Source organism: Cellulomonas marina (genome assembly GCF_900111925.1).
Lineage (GTDB): Bacteria > Actinomycetota > Actinomycetes > Actinomycetales > Cellulomonadaceae > Cellulomonas > Cellulomonas marina.
Genome location: NZ_FOKA01000001.1, coordinates 389,881 through 407,694, shown reverse-complemented (window position 1 = coordinate 407,694; position 17,814 = coordinate 389,881). Strand labels below are relative to the sequence as shown.

The following is a 17,814-nucleotide window of genomic DNA, read 5'->3' as shown; positions in this document are numbered from 1 at the left end:
TGGGGGAGCATCGTCGCCGTGAGCCACCGCCCCGGCCCCGCCGCCCGGCCCGCCGCCCGCCCGGTGCTGGACGACGTCTCCAAGGCGATCATCGAGCAGCTGCAGGAGGACGGCCGCCGGGCCTACGCCACCATCGGGAAGGCCGTCGGCCTGTCGGAGGCGGCGGTCCGGCAGCGCGTGCAGCGGCTCGTCGAGTCCGGCGTCATGCAGATCGTCGCGGTGACCGACCCGCTCGGCGTCGGGTTCGCCCGGCAGGCGATGATCGGGGTGCGCGCGGACGGCGACACGGAGGCGCTCGCGGCGGCACTGGCCGAGATGCCGGAGGTGGACTACGTCGTGGTCACCGCCGGCGGCTTCGACGTCCTCGCCGAGGTCGTGTGCGAGGACGACGACCACCTGCTCGAGGTGCTCAACCGCAAGATCCGCCCGCTGCCCGGCGTGCGGTCCACCGAGACCTTCGTCTACCTCAAGCTGCACAAGCAGCTCTACAACTGGGGGACCCGATGACCAGCACGCTGCCCGCCGTCCCGGCCGTGGAGCACCGGGACGAGCACCCGGCCGAGCACCGCACGCCCGCGGGCACGCCCCGCGACGAGGCCGCCCGCCGGCACCTGTGGGGGCACTTCACCACCGCCAGCCAGTGGGACCACGACGTCCCGACGATCGTGCGCGGCAAGGGCCACCACATCTGGGACGACGAGGGCCGCCGGTACATCGACGGTCTGGCCGGGCTGTTCGTCGTGCAGGTGGGGCACGGCCGGGAGGAGCTCGCCGAGGCCGCCCGCAAGCAGGCGGAGCAGCTCGCGTTCTTCCCGCTGTGGTCCTACGCCCACCCCGGCGCGATCGACCTGGCCGAGCGCGTCGCGTCCTACGCGCCGGGCGACCTGGACCACGTCTTCTTCACCACCGGCGGCGGCGAGGCCGTCGAGTCCGCCTGGAAGCTGGCCAAGCAGTACTGGAAGCTCGTCGGGAAGCCCGGCAAGCACAAGGTGATCTCCCGCGCGCTGGCCTACCACGGCACCCCGCAGGGGGCGCTGTCCATCACGGGCCTGCCCGGCATGAAGGCGCCGTTCGAGCCCCTCGTCCCCGGCGCGCACAAGGTGCCGAACACCAACATCTACCGGGCGGAGGACGGCCTGCGCGAGGACCCGAAGGCGTTCGGGCGGTGGGCGGCGGAGCGCGTGCGCGAGGCCATCGAGTTCGAGGGGCCCGAGACCGTCGCGGCCGTGTTCCTCGAGCCCGTGCAGAACGCCGGCGGCTGCTTCCCGCCGCCCCCGGGGTACTTCGAGCGGGTCCGGGAGATCTGCGACGAGCTCGACGTGCTGCTCGTGTCCGACGAGGTCATCTGCGCGTTCGGCCGGATCGGGTCCATGTTCGCGTGCGACGACTTCGGGTACGTGCCCGACATCATCACGTGCGCCAAGGGGCTGACCTCGGGGTACTCCCCGCTGGGCGCGATGATCGTGTCCGACCGGGTGCACGAGCCGTTCCGCAGCGGCGCCGCGACGTTCCTCCACGGCTACACGTTCGGCGGGCACCCCGTCTCGACCGCCGTGGCGATGGCCAACCTCGACATCTTCGAGCGCGAGGGCCTCAACGCGCACGTGCAGGAGAACGCCCCGGCGTTCCGCCGCACGCTGGAGAAGCTCCTCGACCTGCCCATCGTCGGCGACGTGCGCGGGGCCGGGTACTTCTACGGGATCGAGCTCGTCAAGGACAAGGCGACGCGGGAGACGTTCGACGAGGCCGAGTCGGACCACCTGCTGCGCGGGTTCCTGTCCGAGGCGCTGTTCGAGGCCGGGCTGTACTGCCGCGCCGACGACCGCGGTGACCCCGTCGTGCAGCTCGCCCCGCCGCTGACCATCGGCCAGCCCGAGTTCGACGAGATGGAGCAGATCCTGCGCGGCGTGCTCAGCGAGGCCTGGACCCGCCTGTGACGCCGCCGGCGGGGAGCGGCGCGCCGGGACGGCCCGGGGGACGTGCCGGCGGTGGCCGGTCCACCGCCGGCCCCGCCGCCCGCGAGGACCTGCGCGGCCTGTCGCTGTGGTGGGACCAGGTCGCCGACGAGGACCCCGGCGCCCTCGTGCCCCGGCCGCCCCTCGACGGCGACACCACCGCGGACGTCGCCGTCGTCGGTGCCGGGCTGACCGGTCTGTGGACGGCGTACTACCTGCTCGAGGCCGACTCGTCGCTGGAGGTCGTGCTCGTCGAGCGGGAGGTCGCGGGCTACGGGGCCAGCGGCCGCAACGGCGGCTGGTGCTCGGCCCTGTTCCCCACGTCCGCGGCGGCGCTCGCCCGTCGCCACGGGCGCGAGGGTGCACTCGCGCTGCGGGCCGCGATGCGCGACACCGTCGTCGAGGTCGGCGGCGTCGCGGCCGCGGAGGAGATCGACTGCGGCTTCGCGTACGGCGGGACGGTCACCCTCGCCCGGTCGGCGGCCCAGCTCGCGCGCGTGCGGGCGTCCGTCGCCGAGGACGCGGCCTGGGGCGACGAGTCCGAGCTCCTCGACGCGCCGGGCTTCGCCGCGCACGTGCGCGCCGCGGGCGTCGTCGGCGGGGCCTTCACGCCGGACTGCGCCCGCCTGCAGCCGGCCCGCCTGGTCCGCGGCCTGGTCCGCGTCCTCGAGGAGCGCGGCGTGCGGCTCGTCGAGGGCACCCGGGCCCTGCGCCTGTCCCCCGGCGCCGTCGTCACCGACCACGGCACCGTGCGGGCGCGCCACGTGCTGCGCGCGACCGAGGCGTGGACGCCGGACCTGCCCGGCAGCCGTCGGGCCGTCGCCCCCGTCTACTCGCTCATGGTCGCGACCGCCCCGCTGCCGGCCGCCGCGTGGGAGGAGATCGGGCTCGAGCGGGGCCAGACCTTCACCGACGGCCGCAACCTCATCGTCTACGGGCAGCGCACCACCGACGACCGCATCGCCTTCGGCGGCCGCGGAGCCCCCTACCACCTCGGCTCGCGCGTGCGTCCGTCGTTCGACCGCGACGAGGCGGTGTTCGCCCACCTCCGCGCCGAGCTCGTCGCGCTGCTGCCGGTGCTGCGCGGGGTGGACATGACGCACGCCTGGGGCGGGCCGCTGGCCGTCCCGCGGGACTGGCACGCCTCGGTCGGCCTCGACCGCGCCACGGGCCTCGGGTGGGCCGGCGGCTACGTCGGCGACGGCGTCGCGACGACGAACCTCGCCGGCCGCACGCTGGCCGACCTCGTCACGGGGGCCGACTCGGAGCTCGTCCGTCTGCCGTGGGTCGACCACCGCTCCCCGGACTGGGAGCGCGAGCCGCTGCGCTGGGCCGGCATCACCGCGGGGCTGCGCGGGGCGGCCCTCGCGGACCGGGTCGAGGACCGCACCGGGCGCCCGAGCCGGGTCGCCGCGCTGCTGGGACGCCTCACCGGGCACTGAGCCGGGCACTGAGCCGGGCACCGAGCCGGCGCCCACCGGGCCGCGGCCGGGCCGCGGCGACCGGGTGCTACCGGCGGACGCGGCGGGCGGCCTCGCGGCCCAGGCCGCCGGGCAGCCGGCGCACCACGAGGTGCACCACCGGCGCGAGGAGCGCCGAGGTCAGGCCGACCGGCAGCGGGCCGGCCAGGTGCACCTCCTCGGACCACGTCACCGTGCTCGCGCCCGCCCCCGCCGGTGCGACCTCCACGGTGGTCGCGCCGCGCAGCACCGGCCCGGTCCGCACGAGGACGGCCCGTCCGGGCCGGCCGTCCTGTGGCGGCTCGAACGTCTCCACCGTCTGCCGGTCGGGCAGGCCCGGCACGCCGCGCGCGGTGAACGGCCCGAGGAGCGCCGTGACGCGGGTGCCGACGCCCAGCGGCAGGCCGTCGACGGCGGTGCGCACGAGCGGGACCCATCGCGGCCGGTTGCGCGGGTCCACGGCCGTGGCCCACGCCTCCCCGAGCGGGAGCGCCACCGTGCGGGCGACGACGACGGGCCGGCTCACCGGCGCGCCAGGAGCTCGCGCGCCCGCACCCGGGCTGCGTCCTCCGCGTCGAGCACCGCCTCCAGCGTGAGCGCGGACGCGGGCGTGCCGGGGTGCTCGTCGAGCACACGCTCCACCGTGGCGACGACGTCGCCGAAACCGATGCGGCCGGCGAGGAACGCCTCGACGCACTCCTCGTTGGCAGCGTTGAGCACGGCCGGGTGCGTGGCCGACGCCCTCACGGCCGCCCGGGCCAGGCGCACCGCGCCGAACACCTCCTCGTCGAGCGGCTCGAACGTCCACGCCACGGGCGCCGTCCAGTCGTTGGCCGGCGCCGCCCCGGGCACGCGGTCGGGCCAGCCGAGGCCGAGCGCGATGGGCAGCCGCATGTCGGGCGGAGAGGCCTGCGCGATCGTCGAGCCGTCGACGAACTCCACCATCGAGTGCACGACGGACTGGGGGTGGACGACCACGGCGATCCGGTCCTCGGGCACGTCGAACAGCAGGTGCGCCTCGACGAGCTCCAGGCCCTTGTTCATGAGGGTCGCCGAGTTCACCGTGACGACCGGCCCCATCGACCAGGTCGGGTGCGCCAGCGCCTGCTGGGGCGTCACCGCCTTCACCGCGTCGGCGTCCCAGCCCCGGAACGGCCCGCCGGACGCCGTCAGGACGAGGCGGCGGACCTCGCCACGAGCCCCCGCGCGCAGGGCCTGCGCGATGGCGGAGTGCTCAGAGTCGACCGGGACGATCTGGTCGGCGCGGCGCCGGGCGGCCTGCACGAGCGGCCCGCCCACGACGAGGGACTCCTTGTTGGCCAGCGCCAGGGTGCTGCCGGCCGTCAGCGCGGCGAGCGTCGGGCGCAGGCCGACCGATCCCGTGATGCCGTTGAGGACGACGTCGGCCGGGCGTCCGGCGAGCTCCGTCGCCGCGTCGGGTCCGGCGAGCACCTCCACCGCGGCTCCGGACCATCCGGGGCGCGCGCCCTCGCCGCCGTCCTGCGCCACCAGTGCCGCACGGAGGGGGGCGGCCGCGGCGGGGTCGGCGACCGCGACCACCTCGACGCCGAGCGTCGCGGCCTGGCGCGCGAGCGCCCCCGGGTCCCGCCCACCGGCCGACAGCCCGGTGACGACGAACCGGTCGGGGTTGTGGAGCACCACGTCCTCGGCCTGCGTGCCGATGGAGCCGGTGCTGCCCAGCACCGTGACGCGCCGGGGGGCGGAGGTCACCCCGCCCGTGCCGGAGCCGAGGCCCTCGGCGGCGCCCGCCGGTCCGCCTGTCACTCGACGCCCAGCAGGACCTCGACCGCACGGGCGAGGAACGCGTCGACGGGCCCCTCGGCGTACGCGGTGCGGCCGCGGCGGGCACGGAAGGTGGCGGTGCGCAGCTCGGCGGCCGTCAGCGGCACGCCCTCGTCGAAGTAGTCCACGAGGCGGTGGCACAGGGCGTCCACGTCCGCGGACTCGTACCCGGCCTGCCGTCCGGGCGGCGGCGCGAACCGCTGTCCGTCCGGTCGCCCCAGCCGCGGGTACAGCGTCCGCGCCTGCTCGCCGAGCCGGTCCATCCACGCCGTCTGCCCGTGCTCGGCGACGAACTCCGCCCGCGCCCGGGCGACGAAGGCCGCCTCGAGGCGGTCGAGCGCGGCGTCGACGGCGGCGGTGGAGTAGCCGCCGCGGACGAGCTCGAAGGCGGCGCCGCGCACGTCCTTGCCCGACAGCGCGCCGGCCGGCCCCGACTCGTACACGGTGCGGGCGTGGGAGAAGAAGGCGTCGACCTCGCCCGGGTCGTACCCGCGCCGCAGCCCGGGGACGGTCCGGAACATGCCGTCGCTCACTGCTCCTCCTCGGCCGCCAGCTGCCCGCAGGCTCCGTCGATGTCGCTGCCCCGGGTGTCCCGCACCGTCGTCGGGATGCCGTGCGCGCGCAAGCGTGCCACGAACTCGTCCTCGACCGCCGGGTCGCTCGCCGTCCACTTCGACCCCGGCGTCGGGTTGAGCGGGATGGGGTTGCAGTGCACCCAGCCCTTGCCGCGCGCGTTCAGCTTCTCCCCGAGCAGGTCGGCCCGCCACGCGTGGTCGTTCATGTCGCGGATGAGCGCGTACTCGATGGAGACCCGGCGGCCCGTGGCGTCGAAGTACCGGCGCGCCGCGTCGAGCGCCTCGTCGACCGTCCAGCGCGTGTTGATGGGCACGAGCTCGCTGCGCAGCTCGTCGTCGGGCGCGTGCAGCGACACCGCGAGGGTGACGGGGATGCCCTCCGCGGCGAGCTTGTCGATCGCGGGCACGAGGCCCACGGTGGACACCGTGATGTTGCGGGCGCTCATGCCCAGGCCGTCCGGGACGGGTGCGACGAGCCGCCGCACCGTCTCGATGACCGCCTTGTAGTTGGCCATGGGCTCACCCATGCCCATGAACACGACGTTGCTGAGCCGGCCGGGGCCGCCGGGGAGCTCACCGGCCGCCAGGGAGCTGGCCGCGGTACGGACCTGCTCGACGATCTCCGCCGTCGACATGTTGCGCGTGAGGCCGAGCTGTCCCGTCGCGCAGAAGGGGCAGGCCATGCCGCAGCCGACCTGGCTCGACACGCAGAGCGTGGCGCGGCCCGGGTAGCGCATGAGCACGGACTCGACCTTGGCCCCGTCGAACAGGTGCCACAGGGTCTTGACCGTCGTGCCGCCGTCCGCGCTGAGCGTGCGCACGGGCGTGAGCAGCTCGGGGAACAGCGCCCCCACGAGCGTCTCGCGGGTGCGCTCGGGCAGGTCGGTCATGCGCGCCGGGTCGGCGGTGAGGTGCGTGAAGTAGTGCGTCGCGAGCTGCTTGGCGCGGAACGGCTTCTCGCCCAGCTCGACGACCGCGGCTCGGCGCTCCTCGGGCGTGAGGTCGACGAAGTGGCGCGGCGGCTTGCCGCGGCCCTTCGGCGGGGCCATGACCAGCGGGACGGGCGTGGACATCGAGGATCCCTCCCGGGACGTGTGGGTGGTGCGGTGCGGTGGCGGGGTCCGGTGCGGCCGGACGCCTCAGCCCACGGGGACGAGGACGGCCAGCACGGCCCAGGTGACGGGCGCCGTCAGCAGCAGGCTGTCGAGGCGGTCGAGCAGCCCGCCGTGGCCCGGCACCAGCCGGCCCATGTCCTTGAGCTCGAGGTCACGCTTGAGGAGCGATTCCCCCAGGTCCCCGAGGGTCCCTGCGGCGACCGCCGCGAGCCCGACGACGACGCCGACGAGCGGCGGGGCGTCCAGCAGGAACGTGGCGCCGAGGACCCCGACCACCACTGCCAACACCACGGACCCCCCCAGACCTTCCCAGGTCTTCTTGGGGCTGATCGAGGGGGCCAGCGGGTGCCTGCCCCACAGGACGCCGGCGGTGTACCCGCCGGTGTCGTTGGCGACCCCCAGCAGGATGAACAGCAGGACCCGCCACGCCCCGTCGGGCGCCGCGAGCATGAGCATCGCGAACCCGGCCAGGAAGGGCAGGTACGCCGCGGCGAACGCCGCCGCCGTCCCGTCCCGTAGCGCCGCCGTCCCCGATCCGTCGAGCAGCCGCCACACCACGCAGCCGCCCACGGTCAGCAGGAACGCGACGAACAGCGCCTCGAGCCCGCCGGTCCAGGCCGAGACCGCCATGCCGATGGTGCCCGCGAGCAGCGGCACGAGCGGCAGGTGCAGGTCCCGCCGCCGGAACGCCTGCGCCAGCTCCCACAACGAGGCGCCGACGGCCAGCACGAGCACGAGGCCGAAGGCCTCCTTGCGCACGAGCAGGGACGCGAGGACCAGCGCGATCAGCGCGACCCCGACCCCGACCGCGAGCGGGAGGTCGCGGCCGGTGCGGACGGTGGAGCCGGTCACGGCGGGCGCGGTCTGCTCGATCATCAGACCTCGAGCAGCTCGCTCTCCTTGCCCTGCAGCAGCGCGTCGATCGTGTCGACGTGCCGCTTCGTGAGGGCCTCGAGCTCCTTCTCCGCGCGCTGCACCTCGTCCTCGCCGGCCTCCCCGTCCTTGACGAGGCGGTCGAGCGTGTCCTTCGCGCGCCGGCGGACCGAGCGCACGGAGATGCGGGCGTCCTCCGCCTTCGTCTTGGCGAGCTTGACGAACTCGCGCCGGCGCTCGCTGGTCAGGGCGGGCAGGACGACCCGGATGACCGAGCCGTCGTTCGTCGGGTTGACGCCGAGGTCGGAGTCGCGCAGCGCCTTCTCGACCGCGGTCATGGACGACTTGTCGAACGGCGCCACGAGCACGGTGCGCGCCTCGACGACGTTGAAGGAGGCCAGCTGCTGCAGCGGCGTCGGGGCGCCGTAGTAGTCGACGAACACCTTGGCGAACATCGCGGCGTTGGCGCGGCCCGTGCGGATCGCCGCGAAGTCCTCCTTGGCGACCTCCACGGCCTTGTCCATCTTCTCCTCGGCCTCGAAGAGGGTCTCGTCGATCACAGGGTGCTCCCTTGTCCGTGGGTCGGTGTGGCGGGGTGTGCCGCCCGGCGGGTCCCGGGTGCCCGGGACGGGCGGGTCAGGACGCCGTGACCGACGTCCCGATCTTCTCACCCTGCAGGGCGCGGGTGACGTTGCCGGGCTCCTCGAGCCCGAAGACGCGCATGCGCACGTCGTTGTCGCGGCACATGCTCAGCGCCGTGGCGTCCATGACGGCCAGCCCGCGCACGAGCGCGTCCGTGTACGTCACGTGATCCAGGCGCTGGGCGTCCGGATCCTTCTTCGGGTCGGCGGTGTAGATCGCGTCGACGCCGTTCTTGCCCATGAGCACCTCGTCGCAGTGCGTCTCGAGGGAGCGCTGCACGCAGACCGTGTCCGTGGAGAAGTAGGGCATCCCCGCGCCGGCGCCGAAGATGACCACGCGCCCCTTCTCCAGGTGCCGGATGGCGCGCAGCGGGATGTACGGCTCCGCGACCTGGCCCATGGTGATCGCGGTCTGCACCCGCGTGGTGACGCCGGCCTGCTCGAGGAAGTCCTGGAGCGCCAGGCAGTTCATCACCGTGCCGAGCATGCCCATGTAGTCGGCCCGCGCGCGGTCCAGGCCGCGCTGCGACAGCTCCGCGCCGCGGAAGAAGTTGCCGCCGCCGCACACGATCGCGACCTGCACGCCCGAGCGCACGGCCACCGCGATCTCGGCCGCGATGCGCTGGACCACGTCCGCCGCGAGGCCGACCTCGCCACCGCCGAACGTCTCGCCCGAGAGCTTGAGCAGCACGCGGCGGGAGGCCGGCGCCTCGCCGACGTGGCGCGCGTCGGTGCCGGTGCCGGCGCCGGCGCCGGTGCCGGCGCCGGCGCCGGTGGTGCCGGTGAGCGGCCCGGCCGCCGCGGACGGGGACGGGACGTGCGTGGCGGGGTCGGTCACGGGCGGTCCTCCGGTGCTGGGTCGGTCTGGGGGCTGGGCGCACGGTACCGCGCACCGCCGGGCGCCGGGCGACCGGCGCCGTACGCGGCGGTGGCCCCGCCCCTCACGGAGGGACGGGGCCACGGCCGCCGGGCGTCAGGCGCCGACGCGGTACCGGACGAAGGCGGTGACCGTGCCGCCGGCCTCGGTCAGCACCTGGCCGACCGACTTCTTCGGGTCGCGGGCGAACGCCTGGTCGAGCAGGACGTTCTCCTTGAAGAACCCGTTGAGGCGACCCTCGACGATCTTCGTCAGCGCGGCCTCGGGCTTGCCCTCGTTGCGGGCCGTCTCCTCGGCGATCTTGCGCTCGGACTCCACGACGTCCGCCGGCACCTCGTCGCGCGTGAGGTACTGCGGGGAGTACGCGGCGATGTGCGTGGCGACGTCGCGGGCGACCGAGGCACCTGCGGCGTCGGTGGCGACGAGGACGCCGACCTGCGGCGGCAGGTCCTTGTTGACCTTGTGCAGGTAGACCTCGACGTGCTCGCCGGCCACACGGGCCACGCGGCGCACGACGACCTTCTCGCCCAGCGTCGCGGCCGTCTCGTCGACCACCGTCTGCACCGGGGTGCCGTCGGAGTCGGCGGCCAGCAGCGCGTCGGCGTCGCGGGCGCCGGAGGCGACGGCGGCGGCCAGCACGCGGTCGGCCAGGGAGATGAACGCCTGGTTCTTGGCGACGAAGTCCGTCTCGGAGTTGACCTCGACGAGCACGCCCGTCTGACCCTCGCCGTCGCCGGTGGGGGCGACGTGCGCGGCGACGAGGCCGTCCGAGGCCGAGCGGCCCTCGCGCTTGCCGACGCCCTTGAGGCCCTTGACGCGGATGATCTCGAGGGCCTTGTCGGCGTCGCCGGCGGCCTCCTCGAGCGCCTTCTTGACGTCCATCATGCCGGCGCCGGTCTTCTCGCGGAGCGCCTTGATGTCGGCCAGCGAGTAGTTCGCCATAGGAGTGCTTCCGTCCTTCTCGTCGGGGCCCGCGGCACGGGCCCGGTGGCACCCGTGGGTGCCGGGATGCGTGGTGCGGCCCGGGCCACCCGCAGGTGCGGGCGACCCGGGCCGGGGACGTCAGGCCTGGGAGGGCTCGGCGGGGGCGGCCTCGACGGCCGGCGCGGCGTCCTGGCCCGGCGTCGCGGGCTCGGCATCGACGACCGTCTCGGCGCCCGCGCCCGCGGCCGGCGTGGCCTCGGAGACGACGGCGTCGGCGGGGGCGGCGTCCGGGACGTCGGCGGCCGGGGCGGCGGGCGCCTCGGTGCCGGCGAGCAGCTCGCGCTCCCACTCGGCCAGCGGCTCGGCCTGGGCCGTCGCGGCGTCGTCCGCACGCCCGCCGCCGGAGCGACGGACGAGGCCGTCCGCGGCCGCGTCGGCGATCACGCGCGTGAGCAGCTGCACGGCGCGGATGGCGTCGTCGTTGCCCGGGATCGGGTAGTCGACCATGTCCGGGTCGCAGTTCGTGTCGAGGATCGCCACGACCGGGATGCCGAGCTTGCGCGCCTCGTCGACGGCGAGGTGCTCCTTGTTGGTGTCCACGATCCACACGGCCGAGGGGACCTTGGCCATGTCGCGGATGCCGCCGAGGGTCTTGCTCAGCTTGTCCTTCTCGCGACGCAGGACGAGCAGCTCCTTCTTCGTCAGGGCCGAGCCCGCGACGTCGTCGAAGTCGATCTGCTCGAGCTCCTTGAGGCGCTGCAGGCGCTTGTGGACCGTGGAGAAGTTGGTCAGCATGCCGCCGAGCCAGCGCTGGTTGACGTAGGGCATGCCCACGCGCGCGGCCTGCTCGGCCACGGGCTCCTGCGCCTGCTTCTTCGTCCCGACGAAGAGGATCGACCCGCCGTGCGCGACCGTCTGGGAGACGAAGTCGTAGGCCCGGTCGATGTAGGTGAGCGACTGCTGCAGGTCGACGATGTAGATGCCGTTGCGCTCGGTGAAGATGAAGCGCTTCATCTTGGGGTTCCAGCGGCGGGTCTGGTGCCCGAAGTGGACACCGCTCTCGAGCAGCTGGCGCATGGTCACGACGGCCATGGCACGTCCTTCCGTCGCGCGCCCGTCGGGGCACGCGCACTCGTGCAGGAGCCCGCACGCGTCGCGCGCACGGGACCTGCGGTCTCGGTTGTCGGCCCGACCGGACGGCCGGGGCCCCTGACGCCGAGCCGGGCAGGCGCCGGGCGGACCCGGACCGTTGCCTGCACCAGTTCCGGACCGCGTGGTCGGGCAGGGCCCGACGGTGACGGCGACCGGATGACGGCGTGCGAAGTCGACCGGCGAGGGCCGGTCGCGTCACCAGGGTACCGGACGCCAGGCCGTGCCCGTACCGGCCCCGTCGCCGATCCGTCCCCAGCCCCGGTCGTGCGGTGCTCGCCCACGGCCCCGGCGGGGGCGCGCTGCTGCGAGGCCTGCGGCCAGGCACGGTGCCGGCCATGGATCCCCGCCGCTCCCCCGCCACCCCCCTGCTGATGGCCGCGCTCCTCGTCGCCGGCGTGGCCCTGCCGCTGCTCGCGGCACCGGCCTACGGAGGGAGCTCGACGACGACCGTCGCGGCGCCGGCCACGACCGCGTCGGCCGCCGAGGGCTGGCGGCTGCCGGTGGCGTCGGCGGTCCTGGCGCCCTTCGTGCGCCCGCCGCAGCCGTGGGCCGCCGGGCACCGGGGCCTGGACGTGCGCGCGGACCCCGGCACGGTGGTGCGCGCTCCCGCGACCGGCACGGTCGGCTTCGCGGGTGTCGTCGCGGGGCGCGCGGTCGTGGTGGTGCGGCACGACGGCGGCCTGCGCAGCACGCTGGAGCCCGTCACGGCGACGGTCCCGATCGGGACCGTGGTGGAGGTCGGGGACGAGGTGGGCACGGTGGCGGGTACGGTCACGACCGCCGGCGCCTCGCACTGCGCGGACCGGTGCGTGCACTGGGGCGTGCGCGAGGGCGACCGCTACCTCGACCCCGGCGCCCTCGTGGTACGGCTGCCGCGGGTGGTCCTGCTGCCCTGGTGAGCGCCCGGCACGGCCCGTCGGTGCGGGCGGCGTCGATCCGTTCGCCGAACCGTGCGCCGATCCGTGCGCCGACCCACTACCGGTCGCGGGTCAGGCCGCCTCGGCGTCCGTCAGCCGCGTGCGCAGCCGGCCGATGGCGGCGGTGTGCATCTGCGAGATCCGCGACTCGGTCACGCCGAGGACGCGGCCGATCTCGGCGAGGGTCCGGCCCTCGAAGTAGTACAGGACCACGACGAGGCGCTCGCGCTCGCTGAGCTGCTCGACGGCCCGCGACAGCAGGAAGGCCTGCTCCTGCTGCTCGACCGAGCCGGCCGGGTCCTCCGCCCGCGCGTCGCGCAGGGCGTCGCCCAGCGAGGCGGCCGAGGAGCCGTCCTCGCCGCCGAGCAGCTCGTCGAGCGCGGCCACGTTCGTCGTGGCGAGCTGGCTGTAGGTCGCGCGGACCTCGGCGACGGGGAGCTCGAGCTCGGCGGCGATCTCGGGCAGCGTCGGCGTGCGGTGCAGGCGCGCCTCGAGGTCGGCCACGGCGCGGTCGAGCGTGCGCGCCTTCGAGCGGACGGACCGCGGGACCCAGTCGAGCGAGCGGAGCTCGTCGATGATCGCGCCGCGGATGCGGGCGGCGGCGTACGACTCGAACTTCACGGCGCGGTCCGTCTCGTACTTCTCGATCGCGTCGATGAGGCCGAACATGCCGTAGGAGACGAGGTCGGACTGCTCGACGCTGCTCGGCAGCCGCATGCCGAGGCGCCCGGCCACGGACTGGACCAGCGGCGCGTAGTGGAGGATCAGCTGCTCGCGGGAGCGGCGGCAGCCCGTCTCCTTGAACGTCGCCCAGAGCGTGTCGACCTCCGAGCGCGGGGCGTCAGGCGTCGGCAGCTCGGCCGGGGTGCGCTGGGCGGGGATGACGCCGGCCGGCGCGGTCACCGCGGGCGCCACGCGGGCGGCGACGGAGAGAGCGGCGGTCTCACGGGACATCCCGACCGGGGCGGACACGGTCAGGAGGGAACCGGGCTGCGGCATGATCGATCCTGTCTGTTCGGTGGCCCGGCTGACCTCAAGGGTCCCGTGGCTTTGCGTCCCCCCCTCGCGGAGGGTTTGCCGTTTCGCTGACAGTGAGGACTCTAGGCGACCGCACAGCCAGGAGCAATGGTCTGTCCCCACCGAACGGTGGTTTCACCCGCGCCGGGCGGTGCACCTGGGATGACGCGGCTCAAGCCCGCGGGTGCGCGAGCCGATAGGCGGCCCTCAGGCGCTCGGCGGACACGTGCGTGTACCGCTGCGTGGTCGCCAGCGACGCGTGCCCGAGGACCTCCTGCACCGACCGCAGGTCCGAGCCCCCCTCGAGCAGGTGGGTGGCCGCCGCGTGCCGCAGGGCGTGCGGGGCCACGTCGGGGACGGCGGCACCGGCGGCGGCCGCGTGCACGACGGCCCGGATGCGCCGCTGGTCCACGCGCCCGCCCCGCGTCCCCAGGAGCAGCGCCGGTGGCGAGCCCGCGACGGCCAGGTGGGGCCGGCCGCGCGAGAGCCACCGCTCGAGCGCCACGGCGGCAGGCCTGCCGAACGGCACGACCCGCTCCTTGTCACCCTTGCCGACGACCCGCAGGAGCCGTCCCACGAGGTCGGCGTCGTCGACGTCGGCCGCGCACAGCTCCCCCACGCGGACCCCGGTGCCGTAGAGCAGCTCGAGGGCGACCCAGTCCCGCAGGGCGAGGGGGTCGTCGCCCGCCGCCCGGTCGCGCGCGCCGTCGACCAGCGCGGCCACCTGCGCGGCCGGCAGCACGGTGGGCAGCGTCACGCGGGGCCGGGCGCTGGCCAGGCGGGCGGCGGGGTCGACGGCGACGCGGCCCGTGCGCTGCGCCCAGGCGAAGAAGGTGCGCGCCGCCGCCGTCCGCCGGGCGAGCGTGCCCCGGCTGAGGTGCGCCGCCGCCATGGCGGCGAGCCACGAGCGCAGCACCGCGAGGTCCACGTCGGCCAGCGTGGCGCTCCCGCGACGGAACGCATGGGACAGCAGGTGGTCGACGTCCGCCCGGTAGGCGCGCACGGTGTGGCGTGCCAGGCCCCGCTCGGCGCCGAGGTGCTCGGCCAGATCCGCCAGCAGGCGCGCGCGCGCGGGGTCGCCCGGCAGCAGGGGGACGTCGGACACGGGGTCACTGTGGACCGCCTCCCCCGCCCCACCACGGAGGCGCGCGGACGGGCCACGTCAGCTCCCCCGCCCGCGCGACCCGAGACGACCCGCCCTGACGGCGCGTCACGTCGGGACGGCCGCGCGCCACCCGGTGGCGGTCCGCTGCGCCCAGCCGCCGAGCTCGAGGACCGCCAGCGCGTCCTGCGCCTCCCGTAGCGTGACACCGGCCGCAGCGGCGACGTCGCCGTCCGGGCGCGCCACCCGACGGGGCAGCGCGTCGTGCACCCGGGCGGCGACGGGGTCCACGTCCTCCGGCCCCCTGGTCGTCGCGGGGGCACCCGTGAGGGGCGCGCCGGTGTCCGGCGGTGCGTCCGGCGCGTCCACGGTACCGACGGGCTCGACGAGCTCGCGCACGTCGTCGGCGTCCGTCACGAGCGTGGCCGCCTCCTCCCGGACGATGCGGTGGCAGCCCGCCGACGCCGCCGACGTGACCGGTCCGGGAACCGCGCCGACGGGCCGCAGGAGGCCAGCCGCGTGGCGTGCGGTGCTGAGGGCCCCGGACCGCCACGCCGCCTCGACCACGACGGTCGCGCCGGCGATGGCCGCGATGAGCCGGTTGCGCTGCAGGAACCGTGTGCGGGTCGGCAGCGCGCCGGGCGGCACCTCCGCGAGGACGGCCCCGCCCTGCTCGACGGCCGCCGCGAGCAGCCGCGCGTTCCCGGCCGGGTACGGGCGGTCGACCCCGCCGGCGACGACGACGAGCGTCGTGCCGCCGGCGGCCAGCGCTCCGCGGTGCGCCGCCGCGTCGATGCCGTACGCGCCGCCGGAGACGACGACGAGGCCGGCCCGCGCGAGGTCGCCGGCCAGCCGGCTCGCCACGTGCTCGCCGTACGGGGTGGCGGCGCGGGCGCCGACCAGCGCGACGGCCCGCCGCCCGGCCGCCGGCAGCGTGCCGCGCACCCAGAGCGCCGGGGGTGCGGTCTCCCGCAGGTCGTCGAGCCCGGGCGGCCAGTCCTCGTCACCGGGGACCACGAGGCGCCCGCCGGCTGTGAGATGGTCCCGGAGACCACCGTCGGGCGCGAGGCCGGGCAGGCGGACCGCCCACCGCGCCAGGGCGCGCCGTGCGCCGCGCCGATCGTCCTCCCCGAGGGGCTCGACGAGGCGGGCCACCACCCCTTCGGGGGAGCCGGCACCCGAGGCGGCCCCCACGGCCGCGCGGACCCCGGCGAGCGCCGCCGGCGCGCCGTGCGCCGCGAGGAGCAGGCCGGCCGCCCGGTCCCCGGGCTCGACGAGCGCGCTCCACACCGCGCGGGCCGTTCGGTCGTCCCCGTCGAGCGCCCGCCGGTCCTCCCGCACCGGCCTGACAACCGAGCCGTTGCCCGCCCGCAGGGGCGTCACGCTCCCGCTCATGCGCCCTGCCCCCGCGTCCGCAGCCACAGCGCACGGCCGAGGTCGGCGCGGTCGGGCGCCACGCGTCCGGCCAGGTCGGCCAGCGTCCACGCCACGCGCAGCACCCGGTCGACCCCGCGCAGGCTCAGCGTGCCGCGGTCCACCGCCCGGTCCAGCTCCGCCAGGACCGCGGCCTCGGGACGCCACCGGGCACGCAGCCACGGGCCGGGGACCTCGCCGTTCGTGCGCCAGGGCGTGCCGCGCAGGCGCTCCGCGGCGGTCGCACGGGCTCCCTCGACCCGGGCGGCCACGACCGCCGTCGCGTCGCCGGGGACGGCGCCCGACCGCTCGGGCAGCACCTCCACCTGCAGGTCGACGCGGTCCAGCAGCGGCCCGGAGAGCTTGGCGAAGTACCGCCGTCGCTGCTCCGCCCGGCAGGTGCAGGCCAGGCCCTTGCCGACGCCCTGGCCGCAGGGGCAGGGGTTGGCGGCCAGCACGAGCTGGAACCGTGCCGGGTAGCGCGCGGCCCCTGCCGCCCGGTGCAGCACGAGCTCCCCGTGCTCGAGCGGCTGCCGCAGCGTCTCGAGGACCGCGGTGCCGAACTCGGGCGCCTCGTCCAGGAACAGCACGCCGCGGTGGGCACGAGACGCGGCGCCGGGACGGGGCAGCCCCGCCCCGCCGCCGACGATGCTCGCCGGGGTGGCGGTGTGGTGCGGGTCCTCGTAGGGCGGGCGGCGCAGCAGTCCCTGGCCGGGGTCGAACGTGCCGGCGACCGAGTGGACGGCCGTCACCTCCACCGCCGCCGCCTCGTCGAGGTCCGGCAGGAGCCCGGGCAGGCGGGCCGCCAGCATCGTCTTGCCGGCTCCCGGCGGGCCGACCATGAGCAGGTGGTGCCCGCCCGCGGCCGCGACCTCGAGCGCGGTGCGGGCCTCCGCCTGCCCCACGACGTCGACGAGGTCGAGCGTGGGTGCCGCAGCCGGCGCGCGGTGCCCGGCGGGCACGGGGACGACGTCCGGGACCCGGACGTCGGCGCCGTGCCAGGCGGCCACCTGCGCCAGCGTGGCCGCGCCGCGCACCCGCGCCCCGGGCACCAGGGCTGCCTCGGCCGCGTTGGCCTCGGGCACGACGACGTCCGGCACACCGGCTGCCACCGCCGCCACGACGGCGGGCAGCACGCCGCGCACCGGCCGCAGCCGTCCGTCGAGCCCGAGCTCGCCCAGGTGCACGGTGCGTGCGGCGGCCACCGGGGCGAGCACGCCGGCGGCGGCCAGCACGGCCACGGCGACGGCGAGGTCGAAGCCCGTGCCGGACTTGGGCAGCCCGGCCGGCGAGAGGTTGACGGTGATGCGACGGTTCGGCCAGGCGATGCCCGAGGCGGCCACCGCCGCCCGGACCCGGTCGCGCGCCTCCGCGAGGGAGGCGTCGGGCAGCCCGACGAGCACGAAGCCCGGCAGGGACGGCGCCAGGTACGCCTCGACGTCCACGAGGTGCGCCTCGAGGCCGACCAGCCCGACGGCCCGGCTGCGCCCCAGGTCCGGGCTCGTCATCGGGACCGGCACCGGGACCGGCACCGGGACCGGCACCGGGGCCGGCGCGGAGACCGGCACGCAGACCGACGCAGGGAGCGACGCCGGGACCGACGCGGCGCTCACGGCGTCACCCCGACGAGGTGCTCCAACCGCGGCGCCCCGGTCCGCGGCAGCACCACGCACACGACGTCGACCCGCACGGCACGCGCGTGCTCGTCGTGCTCCGCGAGCCACAGCGCCAGCAGTCGGCGCAGCCGCGCCAGCTTCACCGCGGTCACCGCTTCCGCGGGCGACCCGTACCGCTGCGACCGGCGCGTCTTGACCTCGACCGCGACGAGCTCCTCGCCGTCGCGCGCCACGAGGTCCAGCTCGCCGGCGCGGCACCGCCAGTTCCTGTCGAGCACCGACCAGCCCGCGGCGCGCAGGTGCGCCTCGACCAGGTCCTCCCCGTACCGTCCCACCACGTCCTTGACCGCCATGCGACCACCTCCGCGCCCGAG

The 17,814-nt window shown here is 76.2% G+C and carries 18 protein-coding genes and 1 riboswitch; of the genes, 4 read left to right on the top strand and 14 right to left on the bottom strand.

The window, feature by feature from the left end; all coding sequences use genetic code 11:
- Positions 1-18 precede the first annotated feature (18 nt).
- From BM048_RS01835 to BM048_RS01825, 3 genes are read left to right on the top strand one after another with little or no spacing between them, the layout of a single operon-like run.
- A complete protein-coding gene (locus BM048_RS01835) occupies positions 19-507 on the top strand; it encodes an Lrp/AsnC family transcriptional regulator (RefSeq protein WP_203708706.1) in 489 nt (162 codons plus the stop codon).
- Positions 504-1,937: an aspartate aminotransferase family protein gene (locus tag BM048_RS01830; RefSeq protein WP_090030146.1), complete on the top strand. Its 1,434-nt coding sequence runs from the start codon at positions 504-506 to the stop codon at positions 1,935-1,937. The genes BM048_RS01835 and BM048_RS01830 overlap by 4 nt, the downstream gene beginning before the upstream one ends.
- Positions 1,934-3,397 (top strand): NAD(P)/FAD-dependent oxidoreductase, encoded by a 1,464-nt coding sequence (locus BM048_RS01825; RefSeq protein ID WP_239078644.1) that lies wholly within the window; start codon positions 1,934-1,936, stop codon positions 3,395-3,397. The genes BM048_RS01830 and BM048_RS01825 overlap by 4 nt, the downstream gene beginning before the upstream one ends.
- Before the next feature lie 67 nt (positions 3,398-3,464).
- On the opposite strand, the gene BM048_RS01820 is transcribed toward BM048_RS01825, so the two are convergent.
- The 9 genes from BM048_RS01820 to rpsB form a co-directional block, all read right to left on the bottom strand.
- Entirely contained in the window at positions 3,465-3,941 is a 477-nt protein-coding gene (locus BM048_RS01820) for an SRPBCC family protein (protein WP_090030144.1), read from the bottom strand.
- Positions 3,938-5,146 (bottom strand): 1-deoxy-D-xylulose-5-phosphate reductoisomerase, encoded by a 1,209-nt coding sequence (gene dxr, locus BM048_RS01815; protein WP_090030485.1) that lies wholly within the window; start codon positions 5,144-5,146, stop codon positions 3,938-3,940. Before dxr ends, BM048_RS01820 begins: the two co-directional genes overlap by 4 nt.
- Before the next feature lie 50 nt (positions 5,147-5,196).
- A complete protein-coding gene (locus BM048_RS01810; RefSeq protein WP_090030142.1) occupies positions 5,197-5,751 on the bottom strand; it encodes a DivIVA domain-containing protein in 555 nt (184 codons plus the stop codon).
- Entirely contained in the window at positions 5,748-6,866 is a 1,119-nt protein-coding gene (gene rlmN / locus BM048_RS01805) for a dual-specificity RNA methyltransferase RlmN (RefSeq protein ID WP_090030140.1), read from the bottom strand. Before rlmN ends, BM048_RS01810 begins: the two co-directional genes overlap by 4 nt.
- 66 nt (positions 6,867-6,932) lie before the next feature.
- On the bottom strand, positions 6,933-7,784 hold the full coding sequence (locus BM048_RS01800) for a phosphatidate cytidylyltransferase (RefSeq protein ID WP_090030138.1): 852 nt from the start codon (positions 7,782-7,784) through the stop codon (positions 6,933-6,935).
- On the bottom strand, positions 7,784-8,341 hold the full coding sequence (frr, locus tag BM048_RS01795; RefSeq protein WP_090030136.1) for a ribosome recycling factor: 558 nt from the start codon (positions 8,339-8,341) through the stop codon (positions 7,784-7,786). Before frr ends, BM048_RS01800 begins: the two co-directional genes overlap by 1 nt.
- Positions 8,342-8,417: 76 nt before the next feature.
- Positions 8,418-9,113: a UMP kinase gene (gene pyrH, locus BM048_RS01790; RefSeq protein ID WP_090030483.1), complete on the bottom strand. Its 696-nt coding sequence runs from the start codon at positions 9,111-9,113 to the stop codon at positions 8,418-8,420.
- A gap of 282 nt (positions 9,114-9,395) precedes the next feature.
- On the bottom strand, positions 9,396-10,241 hold the full coding sequence (gene tsf, locus BM048_RS01785; protein WP_090030134.1) for a translation elongation factor Ts: 846 nt from the start codon (positions 10,239-10,241) through the stop codon (positions 9,396-9,398).
- 120 nt (positions 10,242-10,361) lie between these two features.
- A complete protein-coding gene (gene rpsB / locus BM048_RS01780) occupies positions 10,362-11,315 on the bottom strand; it encodes a 30S ribosomal protein S2 (RefSeq protein WP_090030132.1) in 954 nt (317 codons plus the stop codon).
- 395 nt (positions 11,316-11,710) lie between these two features.
- Here rpsB and BM048_RS01775 point away from each other — a divergent pair, with 395 nt between their 5' ends.
- Positions 11,711-12,274 (top strand): peptidoglycan DD-metalloendopeptidase family protein, encoded by a 564-nt coding sequence (locus tag BM048_RS01775; protein ID WP_239078645.1) that lies wholly within the window; start codon positions 11,711-11,713, stop codon positions 12,272-12,274.
- 90 nt (positions 12,275-12,364) lie between these two features.
- On the opposite strand, the gene BM048_RS01770 is transcribed toward BM048_RS01775, so the two are convergent.
- The 5 genes from BM048_RS01770 to BM048_RS01750 all read right to left on the bottom strand — a co-directional run bounded on the left by BM048_RS01770 (position 12,365) and on the right by BM048_RS01750 (position 17,793).
- Positions 12,365-13,291 carry a FliA/WhiG family RNA polymerase sigma factor gene (locus tag BM048_RS01770; RefSeq protein WP_239078646.1) on the bottom strand — a complete coding sequence of 309 codons (927 nt, stop codon included), beginning with the start codon at positions 13,289-13,291 and terminating at the stop codon, positions 12,365-12,367.
- A gap of 15 nt (positions 13,292-13,306) precedes the next feature.
- A riboswitch (cyclic di-GMP riboswitch) is annotated at positions 13,307-13,381 on the bottom strand.
- Positions 13,382-13,481: 100 nt separating this feature from the next.
- Positions 13,482-14,414 carry a tyrosine recombinase XerC gene (locus BM048_RS01765; protein WP_090030130.1) on the bottom strand — a complete coding sequence of 311 codons (933 nt, stop codon included), beginning with the start codon at positions 14,412-14,414 and terminating at the stop codon, positions 13,482-13,484.
- Between the two features lie 105 nt (positions 14,415-14,519).
- Positions 14,520-15,806, bottom strand: a complete 1,287-nt coding sequence (dprA, locus tag BM048_RS01760; RefSeq protein WP_090030477.1) for a DNA-processing protein DprA — start codon at positions 15,804-15,806, stop codon at positions 14,520-14,522.
- Positions 15,803-17,332 (bottom strand): YifB family Mg chelatase-like AAA ATPase, encoded by a 1,530-nt coding sequence (locus tag BM048_RS01755; protein ID WP_090030475.1) that lies wholly within the window; start codon positions 17,330-17,332, stop codon positions 15,803-15,805. The genes dprA and BM048_RS01755 overlap by 4 nt, the downstream gene beginning before the upstream one ends.
- 101 nt (positions 17,333-17,433) lie before the next feature.
- Positions 17,434-17,793 carry a YraN family protein gene (locus tag BM048_RS01750; protein WP_090030128.1) on the bottom strand — a complete coding sequence of 120 codons (360 nt, stop codon included), beginning with the start codon at positions 17,791-17,793 and terminating at the stop codon, positions 17,434-17,436.
- Positions 17,794-17,814 lie beyond the last annotated feature (21 nt).